Raw genomic sequence first — 13,265 nt, forward strand, 5'->3', positions numbered from 1 at the left:
TTAAAAATACTAAATTGTTCTAATTTAGGCAATGGAGATAAATTAATGAAGTATTCCCCAGTTGTCCCCTGTATTCACGTCTACCGTCAATGGTGTTGAAAAAGTGTGTAAATCACTTTCTGTAACGCTCGTCATTTCATCCTTGATTATTTCAGTTATATTTTTGACTTCTTTTACTGGAACCTCAAAAATTAACTCATCATGAATTTGTAATAATATTTTTGATTTATTATTTTTAATACTTTCAAATTTTTTATTGAGTCTAATCATTGCAAGTCGCATGATTTCTGATGCTGATCCTTGAATAGGAGCATTAATTGCTGCTCTCTCTTGAAAATTTCTCACATTGAAATTTTTATCATTAATTCCATTAAAGTGAGATCTTCGACCAAAAATATTGGATACATATCCACTTTTTCTGCAAAACTTAATTGTATTATCCATATAAATTTTTATTTCAGGAAATTTTAAAAAATAAGCGTTTAAAAATTCATCTGCTTCATGATTTGAAACGTTGATTTGTTTTGCAAGTCCATATTGTGAAATACCATAAATTATTCCAAAATTAATAGCCTTAGCCTTCCTTCTCATGTCTTGGTCTACTTTTTTAATATCAACATTAAATACCTGGCTTGCTGTAAGAGAATGAATATCCTCATTGTTATTAAACGCTTTTTTCAGCTCTTTAACTTCTGCCAAGTCAGCTAAAATTCTCATTTCAATCTGATTATAATCTGCTGATATTAATGTGAAGCCCTTTTCTGCTATAAAAGCTTTTCTTATATCTTTACCATCCTCTGATTTAATAGGAATATTTTGTAGGTTTGGATCACTGGATGCTAATCTTCCTGTTGTTGTTGCTGCCAATAAAAATGATGTGTGAACTCGTTTAGTATTTGGATTAATGTGTTCAGGTAAAGCATCTGAGTATGTGTTTTTAAGCTTGGACACTTGTCTCCAATCTAGAATTAATTTTGGAAATTCATGTCCTTTGAATGCTAAGTCTTCTAACACACTTGCATTTGTGGCAAAACTACCTTTTCTAGTTTTTTTAAGTACAGCAATTTTTAAATCATTATAAATAATTTCACCTAATTGTTTTGGAGATGCAATATTAAATTCTTTTTTTGAAATTTTAAAAACTTCTTTTTCTAGTTTACTTATTTTTTTTTGAAATTTTTCAGACAAAACCTTTAAAAATTTATTATCAATTTTAATTCCTTCAATTTCCATAAATGCTAGTATCTTAATTAAAGGTTTTTCAAAGATTTCATAAATATTAGTTAATTTCTCTAATTTTAAATTTTTACTAAATATTTTGTATAATCTGTAAGTAATATCAGCATCTTCAGCAGCATACTCCATTGCCTTATCTAGCTCTACATCACTAAAGTTTATTTCTTTCTTGCCTGTACCAACAATTTCTTTAAATGAAATTGTTTTATGCTGTAGATGAATCTCAGACAAGGTATCCATATTATGTCTATTTTTTCCAGCATCTAATACATAAGACATCAGCATTGTATCTTCCATTGAATTCATATTTATTCCCTGTTTATATAAGACAATAAAATCAAACTTAATATTTTGACCAATTTTTTTTATACTCTTGTCTTCTAAAAGTGGTTTGAGTTTTTTAATTACAGTTTCTTTTTTTAAACATCCTTTAAACTTATGACCAATTGGAATATAACAAGCCTTGCCAATTTTAGTGCTTAATGAAATTCCCACTAAATCAGTCTGATGTGCATCTAAAGAACTAGTTTCTGTATCAATTGCTAGCTCTCCAGCTTCTTCTGCTTCGTTAATCCACTCATCTATTTCTTTTTCATTAGTAATTAGATGATAATTTTTTTTACTTATATTTTGATGTTTTTTTTCAGGTTTTGTCTTTTTTGCTGTCTCTTCTAACAGCGGTTCTCCGTATGCAGAAATGACAGAACTTAGAAGTCTATTAAACTCCATTTCTCTTAAAAATTTATATAGTTTATCTTTATCAATCTTCTTTAGATGAAATTCCTCTAACTTTCTTTCAATTGGAGCATCCTTCATTAGTGTCACTAATTTTTTGCTAATTATCGCTTTATCTTTGTTCTCTATAAGTGTTTCTCTTCGTTTATTTTGTTTTATTTCTTGAGCGTTATCTAATAATTTTTCTAGTGTTCCATACTTATTAATCAGTTCTGCTGCAGTTTTTACACCTATCCCAGGTACTCCCGGAACATTATCGCTACTGTCTCCAGCTAAGGATTGAACATCAATAACTTTTTCTGGGCCCACTCCAAATTTAGTTACTATATCTTCAGGTGTTATAAATTTATTTTTCATAGGATCGAATATACGAACGTCTTTTCTATACAATTGCATTAAGTCTTTATCTGAAGAGACTATTGTCACCTTTGCACCCTTTGCTAAAATTTGCTCTACATAAGTGGCTATTAAATCATCTGCTTCATAATTTGGAAGATCTACAGATGGTAAATTAAAAGCAACTACAGACTTTCTTATGTATTCAAACTGTGGTGCTAAATCATCTGGGGCTTCTGATCTATTAGCTTTATAGTCTGAATAAATTTCATTTCTAAAAGTTTTTCTAGCAGCATCAAATATTACAGCAAAGTGTGTTGGTTTTTGAAGATTTTCATTTGATTTTGAATCCTCTAATAATTTAAATAGCATACTGCAAAATCCACTAACTGCACCTACTGGAAGACCGTCACTTTTTCTAGTTAGGGGTGGTAATGCATAATAAGCTCTAAAAATGTAACCTGAACCATCTATTAAATAAAAATGATCTGTTTTTTTTATTTTATCCATTAAATAATATTATCTTAAATATTTTAAATACTATAAATGTATTACCACGCATGGAGCAAAAAAATATACTTTCTGTTAAAAATTTAAAAAAAATTTATTCAAACAAACAAGCTGGGGACAACCTTGCTTTAAACGATTTAAACTTAGACGTGAAAGAAGGAGAAATTTTTGGCCTTCTTGGTCCTAATGGTGCTGGGAAAACAACATTTATAAATATTTTAGCTGGAACAGTAGTAAAAACAGCAGGACAAGTAAGTGTCTGGGGTTTTGACTTAGATAAAAACCCAAGACAAGTTAGAGCTTCGGTTGGAATAGTTCCTCAAGAAGTAAATCTTGATCCATTTTTTAGCCCAAGAAAATTATTAGAATTACAGGCTGGTCTTTATGGAATTAAAGAAAAAGATAGAATTACAGATACAATTCTAAAATTAGTGTCCTTAGAAAAACAAGCTAACAGCTATGCTAGAAGTTTATCTGGTGGAATGAAAAGAAGATTGTTAATGGCTAAAGCTTTAGTTCATCAGCCACCAATAGTTATTCTAGATGAACCTACTGCTGGTGTTGATGTGGAGTTAAGACAAAATTTATGGAAAAATGTAAAATTATTAAATGAACTTGGTGTAACAATCATTTTAACAACTCATTACCTTGAGGAGGCTGAGGAAATGTGTGGAAGAATATCTATATTAAATAAAGGAAATATTGTTGCCCTAGACAGCACTAAGAATTTATTAGATAGAATTCAAACCAAAAAAGTAACCTTTAAAACTGATATAAAGATAAATATTAACGATGATGATCTAGAATCTTTAAAAATAGTTTCACACTTAGATAATGAAGTTTGTGTTTCTTATGAAAAAAGTAAAATTAATATGGAAGAATTAATTAATTTGATTAAGAAAAATAACGTCAAAATTATAGATATTTCAACTGACGACGGTGATTTAGAGGATATTTTTTTAAGATTAATAAAAAACTAGATTATCACATTAATAAATAGTAATTTGTGGATATGGATCTATTAAAAACAAATACAATTCAAAAAGTATTAAAAACATTTATTCTAATTTTTATAGGAACAATGGCTTTAACTATTTCAGCTAAATTAAAAATACCATTTTATCCTGTGCCTATGACAATGCAAACTTTTGTAGTTCTTTTTTTAGGAATTGCTTTTGGGTATAAAATTGGCCTGGCATCTGTAGCTGTTTATCTTCTAGAGGGTATTTTAGGTATGCCTGTATTTTCCAACTCACCAGAAAAAGGTATTGGAATAGTTTATTTTACTGGTCCAACAATGGGATATTTAATTGGATTTTTATTTGCTTCTTTTTTTGCAGGCTATTTAAATCTTAATAAAAATATTTTTATAATTTTTGGAAAATTAATATTTTCTGTTTCTGTAATCTATGTATTTGGAGCTATTTGGTTGGGAACTTTAATTGGATGGGATAAACCAATTCTTCAATTAGGAGTAACACCATTTTTATTAGCTGAATTATTTAAAATTTGCTTATTGGCTATATTGGCTAAAAAAATTATCAAATTTAGAAAATTTATCTAGGAGATCTTTTAGATAAAATTCTTTGTAACGTTCTTCTGTGCATTTTAAGTCTTCTAGCAGTCTCAGATACATTTCTATTGCATAATTCAAAAACTCTATGAATATGTTCCCACTTAACTCTATCAGCTGACATAGGGTTTTCTGGTGGTTCAGCTTTTTTCTCTGGATCGGCTAGTAATGCTTTTTCAACATCATCTGCGTCTGCTGGCTTTGCTAAGTAATCAATTGCACCTTCTTTAATCGCAGCAACAGCCGTTGGAATATTTCCATATCCTGTTAACATTATAATTCTACTGCTTGGATTAGAAATTTGAATTTGCTTTACTACTTCAAGTCCATTTCCATCAGCTAGTCTTAGGTCGACAACTGCAAAAGCCGGTTTTTTCTCTTTAACAGACAGTATTCCTTTTTGTACACCCTCAGCTTGAAAAACCTCAAATCCCTTTTTTTCCATTGCTCTTGCAAGCCTATCTCTAAAGGGATTGTCATCATCAACAATTAATAAGGATTTATTATCAAAATCGCTTAATTTTTTTAGATTAGCTGCTTCAACCATATTATTAATATGGTGCCTTATCTGATAATTTCAACACCTATTATTTGCTTTACATTAATTAAGTATTGCCTTAATTGCATGATTTATATGAAAGTTTTTAAGTATTTAAGAACTTTTTTTTATTAAATTTTTTTTGGAGACATATGAAATGCAAAAATTTAAAACAGTTGATGAGCTTATAAATCAACTAAAACCAGAAAAGCCTATTTATTGTATTAGAAAAAAATCTATACAGTCTGCTTCTACTTATTTTAGGAATAAATTTCCTGGTAAAGTTCTATATGCTGTTAAAACTAACTCACATCCTGAGGTTTTAAAAACAATAGTAGAAAGTGGAATTGAAAACTTTGATGTAGCTTCTATTCAAGAAATTAAAGACATAAGAGCTATCTCCCCTGATGCAAAATGCTCATATATGCATACAGTTAAGAGTAGAGAAAGTATTAAGGAAGCTTACTTTAACTACAATATTAAGGCTTTTTCTTTAGATACTAAAGATGAATTAATAAAAATTATTGAAGCAACCAATCAAGCAAAAGATCTTGAACTATTTGTAAGGGTTGCTGTTTCAAATGAACATGCTGAAATAGATCTATCTAAAAAATTTGGTATATTAACCTCTGAAGCTACTGGTTTATTAAGACTAACAAAACAATATGCAAAAAAAATTGGCTTAAGTTTTCACGTTGGCTCTCAATGTATGCACCCAATTTCTTATGCAAAAGGAATTGGAGAGATTGGAAACATAATAAAAAAAACAAAAATTATTCCTGATTACATTAATATTGGTGGTGGATTTCCTGCAATCTATCCTGATTTAGTACCTCAACCTTTAGAAAATTATTTTGAAGAAATAAAAAAAAGTTTAACTAATTTAGAACTAGAAAAACTTCCAGAATTATTATGTGAGCCTGGAAGAGCAATAGTTGCAGAAAGTGGCTCTACAATTGTCAGAGTAAATCTTAGAAAAAAACAAAAACTTTATATAAATGATGGAACATACGGAACTCTTTTTGATGCTGGTACACCAAATATGGTTTACCCATCTCGTTTAATTAAATCTAGCAAGATAATATCAAAAAAATTAACTGCTTTTGATTTTTATGGCCCCACCTGCGATAGCATGGATTACATGAAAGGGCCATTTTTACTTCCAAATAATATTAAAGAAAATGATTATATTGAACTAGGTCAGCTTGGAGCTTACGGTCTAACTTTTAGAACTCAATTTAATGGTTTTTATTCTAATGAGATTTATGAAGTAGAGGATGAGCCAATAATGACCATGTATGGTAAAGACAGCAATAAGGCTATACTAGTTGCCTAATGTCAGAAAACAAAAATTTAACTCATAATAGCAAAAAAAGCTTCTTACAAAATCCAGTTGAACACATAGATATTACATCGTTTGATGCAAGAAAGATAATTTCCTCAATGGAAAAAATGTCTTTTGTTTCAAGAGAAACAGCAAATGCAGCCAACATTTTTAATGAAATGATTCAAGATAAGGATTGTACAATTTTTTTAACACTTGCTGGCTCCACTTCTGCTGCGGGATGTATGAATATTTATAAAGATTTAGTTAAATACAATATGGTTGATGCAATTATTGCTACAGGAGCTTCAATAGTTGATATGGATTTTTTTGAAGCTTTAGGCTTTAAACATTATCAAGGTTCACAATTTCAAGATGACACTGAATTAAGAAAAAACTATATAGATAGAATTTACGATACATATATTGATGAAGATGAATTACAGGAATGTGATCAAAAAATATGTGAAATAGCAGATACACTTGATCCTAGAAGTTACACATCAAGAGAATTTATTTATGAAATGGGAAAATATTTAAAGAAAAATTCTAAAAAAAAAGATTCTTTAATTGAAACTGCATATGACAATAATGTTCCCATTTTTTGTCCTGCATTTACAGACTCAAGTGCTGGTTTTGGATTGGTCACTCATCAAGAAAATAATCCTAAAAACCATATTACGATAGATTCTATTAGAGAGCTTCGTGAATTAACTGAAATAAAGATTCGATCAAAAGGATCTGGCTTATTTATGATTGGTGGAGGAGTACCTAAAAACTTTGCTCAAGATACTGTTATCTGTGCTGAACTTTTAGGAAAAGAGGTTGAGATGCATAAGTATGCAGTTCAAATTACAGTAGCAGATTCTAGGGATGGTGCTTGCAGCAGCTCTACCTTAAAAGAGGCAAGCTCATGGGGTAAAGTAGATATTGCTAAAGAACAAATGGTTTTTGCAGAAGCAACTAGTGTCCTTCCTTTGATTGCAAGCGATGCTTATCATAAAGGTGACTGGAAAAATAGAACAAGAAAAAACTTCTCAAAAATATTTAAATAAAATTGAAATATCTTTCTAATAAAAATGGTTTTCTAGGAATTGACAATGATGTTAATTTTAAAGAGAAAGTAGTAGTTGTTCCATTTGGTTTAGAAAAAACTGTAAGTTATGGTGGTGGCACTCGTAATGGCCCTAAAGAAATCATCAAAGCATCTCATCAAGTTGAGCTATATGATGAAGAGTTACATTGTGAACCCTATAAAAAAATTGGGATTAAAACTTTAAAACCATTTAAAATTGATAAAGACATTAAAAAAGCTCTTAAAAAGATGTCTGATATAAATCAAGAAATATTAGATAAAAAATTATTTCCAATCACTTTTGGTGGGGAGCACTCAATAACACCTGGATGTATTGCTCCATTTGTAAAAAAATACAAAGATATATGTTTACTACATTTTGATGCGCATGCAGATTTAAGAGAGAGTTATAATGGTGAAAAATTTTCACATGCTTCAGCTATTAAGAGATGTCTTGATCATAAAAATGTTTCCATAATTTCATTTGGGATCAGAAATATATCTCAAAGTGAAATACCATTCTTAAAAAAAAACTCATCTAGGATTGATATCTTTTGGGCAAAAGACAAAAATAAATGGGACCTAAAAAAATTTAAAAAAATGATAAAGAATAAAACAGTTTATTTAACATTTGATGTTGATGGTTTAGATTCAAGCATAATGCCTGCAACAGGTACACCTGAACCAGGTGGATTATTATGGGATGAAACTTTAAATATCATACGGATAGCTGCTAAAAACTCTAATATTGTTGGTGCAGATATAAATGAGCTTTCACCTATTAAAGGTTTTAATTCTTACAATTTTCTTGTAGCTAAACTTGCTTATAAAATCTTGTCGTACAAATTTTTATACTAAGCTTTTGAAGCTTTAAAAGTTCCTAATAATAATCTAAATGGAATTAACATTGCTAAAGCAACAAATATTTTAACAGCTAAATCACCTAGAGATAAAGTGACCCATGGTATTCCCGTTGCATAAAACGAGATGGAAAAGAATAAAAATGTGTCAACAGTAGACCCGATTAACGACGAAGTTAATGGAGCAACAAACCATTTCTTTTTTCTTAAATAGTCAAAAATTTGAACATCTAACAACTGTGCAACCATAAATGCTATACCTGAACCTATAGCAATTCTAACTGAAATTAAGTCTGCAAAATTTGTTGAAAAGAAAAGAGTAAATACAATCCCTATAATAAAACCAACATAAACAATTTTTCTAGCTACAACCTTGCCATAAGATCTATTTGCGAGATCCGTAATTAAAAAAGCAACTGGATAGCTAAAAGCTCCATAAGTTAATATTTCTTCTAAACCATAATAATTGATTGGAAATTGTACTAAATAATTTGAAGTTAAGACAACAACTCCCATTATAAATGAGAGTAGTATAAAAAACTTTTTCATTAAGCTGATTTACTAGGAGATGCTTTTGGTGCCTTTTTAATAAAAGGTGATTTAATTAATATACTTTTTTTTAATTTTTTTAGTCTAGGCGAAATATTTTTATTTTTTACTGTCTTTAAAAACTGATCAAAAGTACCTTTTTTATCAACACATCTAACACCGGCATTACTAACAGTTAAAGTTAGGCTTCTTTTCAAAAGTTCACTTGTAAATTTAGCTTTTTTTAAATTAGGTAAAAATCTTCTTTTAGTCTTATTGTTAGCGTGACTAACATTGTGACCTTTCATAGGAATTTTACCAGTTAATTCACATTTTTTAGACATAATATTTAGTGACTATATAAGATGTGTTCATGATCTCGTCAAGTTTATTAGGATCAATTAGTCAGCTTCTTTCCTATTATTTCTTTAAAATTCTTAATACCTTCGTCAATTAATATTTCTTTAAGCTCTTTTTTTATCTTTCCTACAATGTTTGGTCCTTGAAAAACCATTCCTGTATATAACTGAACATAGCTAGCTCCTGCCTGAAACTTTTTATAAGCACTTTCTCCTGAGTCTACACCCCCTACACCTATAATTTCAATCTTGCCCTTAAGCAGTTTATAAAACTTACTTATTAGTTTATTGGCCTCTTCCTCTAGTGGCTTGCCTGATAGCCCACCTTTTTGATGCTTTAAAATATTATTCAATTTTTCTCTATTTTTAGCTGTTGTATTTGAAACAATTATTGCACTAATCTTATGTTTAATTAAAATTTTACTTATTAGTTCAATTTGTTCGTCTGAAATATCTGGAGAGATTTTTACTACAATTGGAATTTTTGATTTAAGTTTAATTTTTTCTTTTTCTATTGCATTCAACAATTCATCAAATTTAGTCTCATCATGAAAAGCTCTTAGATTTTCTGTGTTAGGCGAAGAAATATTAACTGTAATATAGTCAGCTATATCATAAAAGTTTCTAAGTCCAATCAAATAATCATTTAATCTATCTTCACTATCTTTATTGGGACCTATGTTGATTCCTAATAAACCTTTATGTGAATTAGATCTAATTCTATGGCTAATATTTTCTGCTCCTAAATTATTAAAACCTAACCTATTTATAAGAGCCTGATCTTCAACCAACCTAAAAACTCTTGGCTTTGGATTTCCATATTGCTCAAGTGGGGTAACCGTTCCTACTTCAACAAAACCAAACCCAAGTTTAAACAGTGGGTTATAAACTTCAGCATTTTTATCAAACCCGGCAGCCATTCCTATTGGATTATCTATATTCTTACCAAATAAATTAGTCTTAAATATTGGATCTCCTTTATTTTGATCAGCTATGTTTGGTAATATGTTTAGTTTTAAAGACTTAATTGCTAAATTATGAGCAGTTTCAGGATCAATTTTGAAAATTAGTGATCTGAATTTTGAAAACATTATTTTATTTTTTCTTTAATTAACTCTTTAGTTTCGTTTACTCCAAAAAAACTTATAAAAAAACCCATTCTTGGTCCATTTTCATCTCCAAAAACAACCTCATAAATTAATTTAAACCAATCACGCAAGTTTTCTGCATAACCATTTTCTTTTCCCGTTGAATAAATTAATGTCTGAATATCCTCAGGCAACATCTTATCATTGCAACTATCAAGAGACTTAACCAGTGCTTCTAATGCGACTTTTTCATTTGCGTCAGGAGTTTTGTATTTTTTTTGTAATTTTATTACGTCATTAAAATACTTAATCGCATAACCTATAAGATTATCAAAAATTGGGTGTTCTTTTTCTAAAAGGTTTTGTTTATATTTTTTTACAAACTTCCAAAGTAACTCCTTAGAGTCTGCATTGCTCGTTTCTACTAAATTTAAAAGCATTGAAAAGCTCATAATAGTATCTTCTTTAGGAATTAATCCATTATGCACATGCCAAACAGGATTCATTAATAGCTGTAACTCATTTTGTGTTTTAGCTTTTTCTATAAAGTCCAAGTACTCATCGACTGTTTTAGGAACTATTTCTTTATATAGTTTTTTTGCTCTTTTGGGATTTTGATACATATACAATGAAAGACTTTCGGGTGATGCATACTCCAGCCACTGATCAATTGTAATTCCATTTCCTTTTGATTTGGATATTTTTTCTCCTTTTTCATCTAAAAAAAGCTCATAAGCAAACCCAGATGGGTTTGTTTTTCCAATTAACTTGATTATTTTTGATGATAATATTGCACTTTCAATTAGATCTTTTCCATACATTTCAAAATCTATATCAAGAGCGTACCATCTCATTGCCCAATCTACTTTCCATTGTAATTTGCAATTCCCATCGAAGATACTTACCTCAAGTTTTTTTCCATTATTATCAAATATAATTTTGGATTTTTCTTTTAGTATTTCTAAAACTGGAATTTCTAAAACCTTACCGGTGTCTGGACAAATTGGTAAAAATGGACTGTAAGTTTTTTGTCTTTCTTTCCCTAGTGTTGGAAGAATTATATCCATAATACCTTGATAATTTTCTAGGATTATCTGTAATGTGGGATTAAAAAAACCACTCTTATAAAGAACTGAAGAGCTTTGAAAATTATATTCAAAATTAAATTTATTTAAAAAATCTTTTAACATTTCATTATTGTGTTCGCCAAAACTTGAAAATTTTTCAAATGGATCTGGCACTTGAGTTAAAGGCTTATGAAGATTGTTATTTAAGAGCTCTTGATTTGGAACGTTTTCTGGAACTTTTCTAAAGCCATCCATGTCATCAGAGAAAGTTATGATTTCCGTTGGTATATCTGTGAGTTGTTTTAAAGCATTAACCATCATCGATGTTCTTGCAACTTCACCAAATGTACCTATATGGGGCAGCCCACTTGGACCATAACCAGTTTGTAAAATTATTTTACCTTTTTTATCAATAAAGGACTTTCTTTCACGCAGTAATTTTTTAGCCTCAACAAAGGGCCATGCGTTAGTTTTATCTAAATTATCTTTTTCAATCACTTTGTTTAATAACAAATATCTTATATTTGGTGTTTTTATTAATTCTTATAGAGTTGAAATTTATTTACCATAAAATAATGTTCTTTTAAAATGTCTAATTATAAAACTGTTTTTTTTACCTTGGGTGTTTTGCAAATTATTCTTGGAATTTCCATGATGATTCCAATTATAGCTCAGTTTATATATTCAGAAATTGACTCCTCTTTTATTGGAGGCTCTATAATTTCTATAATATTTGGAGTTTTATTTTTTTTAACAAATTTAAATCATGATAAAAAATTAAATCTACAACAAGCGTTCTTATTAACTGCTCTTTCTTGGTTAAGTATTGCAATATTTGGTTCTTTACCTTTTATTTTTTCTACTCTTGAACTTTCAATTACTGACTCTTTCTTTGAAAGTATGTCTGGAATCACCACGACAGGGTCGACAATTATCTCCAACTTAGAGAGTGCTCCAAGATCGATACTTTTGTGGCGAGCAATGCTTCAATGGTTAGGTGGAATTGGTATTATTGTAATGGCAATAACCTTAATGCCAATAATGAATGTTGGTGGAATGCAATTGTTTAAAATTTCAAGTAATGATTCTTCTGAAAAACTATTACCAAAATCAAAAGAAATTTCACTTAGACTAATTTACGTTTATTTAGGTCTAACCGTGCTTTGTGCTTCTACATATAAAATTTTTGGTATGAATATTTTTGATAGCTTAACTCATTCAATGACCACGATAGCAACTGGTGGCTTTTCAAATTATAACGAATCTATTGGATATTTTAATAGTCTACCTATCGAAATATCATCCATGGTTTTCATCATATTAGGGAGTTTACCTTTTATTGCTTATATAAAATTTTTAAATGGAGATAGAAAAATTCTTATCTCTGATGTTCAAATAAAGTCGTTTTTAAAAATTATTATTTTTTCAATTATTATACTTTTTATATATTTACTTTTTCACAACAAAGATTTTTCTCAAATAAATATTAGGACTATTTGTTTTAATGTTATCTCTATATTAAGTGGAACGGGATATGTTACTGGAGAATTTGATGGATGGGGTAATTTTCCACTCATTTTCTTTCTAACTTTAATGTTCATTGGTGGTTGTGCTGGTTCTACCACATGTGGAATTAAAATTTTTAGAATTCAAATTTTATACCTTTTTATTATTAATCAATTAAAAAAGATTATTTATCCAAAAGGCATATTTATAATAAAATATGATAAAAATAATGTTGATGATAAATTTATGGCTTCCATCATTTCTTTTATCTTTCTTTATTTGGTTATATTTTTTTTAATAACTGCATTTTTGTCCTTAAGTGGTCTAGATTTTGTTACTTCAATTTCTGGTGCCGCAACTTCTATCTCAAATGTTGGTCCAGGATTGGGCTCTACAATTGGCCCTAATGGCAATTTTTCAAGCTTACCGGAAATATCTAAATGGATTTTAAGTCTTGGAATGATATTGGGTAGATTAGAATTATTTGCTATACTTGTATTGTTTCTCCCATCATTTTGGAGAAATTAACT

The 13,265-nt window shown here is 29.2% G+C and carries 12 protein-coding genes; 6 read left to right on the top strand and 6 right to left on the bottom strand.

From position 1 onward, the window contains the following. Positions 1-42: 42 nt before the first annotated feature. Positions 43-2,817 (bottom strand): DNA polymerase I, encoded by a 2,775-nt coding sequence (polA, locus tag AC5SLN_RS05885; protein WP_494593213.1) that lies wholly within the window; start codon positions 2,815-2,817, stop codon positions 43-45. Between the two features lie 50 nt (positions 2,818-2,867). Here polA and AC5SLN_RS05890 point away from each other — a divergent pair, with 50 nt between their 5' ends. Both AC5SLN_RS05890 and AC5SLN_RS05895 read left to right on the top strand, forming a co-directional pair. Continuing rightward, a complete protein-coding gene (locus AC5SLN_RS05890) occupies positions 2,868-3,797 on the top strand; it encodes an ABC transporter ATP-binding protein (protein WP_494593214.1) in 930 nt (309 codons plus the stop codon). 32 nt (positions 3,798-3,829) lie between these two features. Next, positions 3,830-4,381: a biotin transporter BioY gene (locus AC5SLN_RS05895; RefSeq protein ID WP_018413593.1), complete on the top strand. Its 552-nt coding sequence runs from the start codon at positions 3,830-3,832 to the stop codon at positions 4,379-4,381. Here AC5SLN_RS05895 and AC5SLN_RS05900 read toward each other — a convergent pair. Continuing rightward, complete coding sequence (locus AC5SLN_RS05900; RefSeq protein ID WP_006997707.1) at positions 4,374-4,937, bottom strand: ActR/PrrA/RegA family redox response regulator transcription factor; 564 nt, start codon at positions 4,935-4,937, stop codon at positions 4,374-4,376. The two genes, AC5SLN_RS05895 and AC5SLN_RS05900, sit on opposite strands and share 8 nt — an antisense overlap. 148 nt (positions 4,938-5,085) lie before the next feature. On the opposite strand from AC5SLN_RS05900, the gene AC5SLN_RS05905 reads away from it, so the two are divergent. From AC5SLN_RS05905 to speB, 3 genes are read left to right on the top strand one after another with little or no spacing between them, the layout of a single operon-like run. Then, positions 5,086-6,264 carry a type III PLP-dependent enzyme gene (locus tag AC5SLN_RS05905; protein WP_494593216.1) on the top strand — a complete coding sequence of 393 codons (1,179 nt, stop codon included), beginning with the start codon at positions 5,086-5,088 and terminating at the stop codon, positions 6,262-6,264. Further along, entirely contained in the window at positions 6,264-7,307 is a 1,044-nt protein-coding gene (locus tag AC5SLN_RS05910; protein WP_494593218.1) for a 1,9-bis(guanidino)-5-aza-nonane synthase, read from the top strand. Before AC5SLN_RS05905 ends, AC5SLN_RS05910 begins: the two co-directional genes overlap by 1 nt. Positions 7,308-7,309: 2 nt before the next feature. Next, entirely contained in the window at positions 7,310-8,185 is an 876-nt protein-coding gene (speB, locus tag AC5SLN_RS05915; protein ID WP_271616154.1) for an agmatinase, read from the top strand. Here speB and AC5SLN_RS05920 read toward each other — a convergent pair. Genes AC5SLN_RS05920 through AC5SLN_RS05935 form a run of 4 tightly spaced genes read right to left on the bottom strand, consistent with a single transcriptional unit; the run spans position 8,182 to position 11,727 of the window. After that, positions 8,182-8,736: a queuosine precursor transporter gene (locus AC5SLN_RS05920; RefSeq protein ID WP_018413597.1), complete on the bottom strand. Its 555-nt coding sequence runs from the start codon at positions 8,734-8,736 to the stop codon at positions 8,182-8,184. The two genes, speB and AC5SLN_RS05920, sit on opposite strands and share 4 nt — an antisense overlap. Next, positions 8,736-9,059, bottom strand: coding sequence for a 50S ribosomal protein L28 (rpmB, locus tag AC5SLN_RS05925; protein WP_018413598.1), 324 nt, complete (start codon positions 9,057-9,059; stop codon positions 8,736-8,738). The genes AC5SLN_RS05920 and rpmB overlap by 1 nt, the downstream gene beginning before the upstream one ends. A gap of 53 nt (positions 9,060-9,112) precedes the next feature. Then, entirely contained in the window at positions 9,113-10,165 is a 1,053-nt protein-coding gene (locus tag AC5SLN_RS05930) for a quinone-dependent dihydroorotate dehydrogenase (protein ID WP_494593220.1), read from the bottom strand. Beyond that, a complete protein-coding gene (locus AC5SLN_RS05935) occupies positions 10,165-11,727 on the bottom strand; it encodes a lysine--tRNA ligase (RefSeq protein ID WP_271616152.1) in 1,563 nt (520 codons plus the stop codon). The genes AC5SLN_RS05930 and AC5SLN_RS05935 overlap by 1 nt, the downstream gene beginning before the upstream one ends. Positions 11,728-11,817: 90 nt before the next feature. Between AC5SLN_RS05935 and AC5SLN_RS05940 the strand changes: the two genes are divergently transcribed. Next, complete coding sequence (locus AC5SLN_RS05940; RefSeq protein ID WP_271564182.1) at positions 11,818-13,263, top strand: TrkH family potassium uptake protein; 1,446 nt, start codon at positions 11,818-11,820, stop codon at positions 13,261-13,263. The last annotated feature ends 2 nt before the right edge of the window (positions 13,264-13,265 follow it).

The sequence above is a fragment of the Candidatus Pelagibacter sp. PS_31 genome (genome assembly GCF_059417865.1).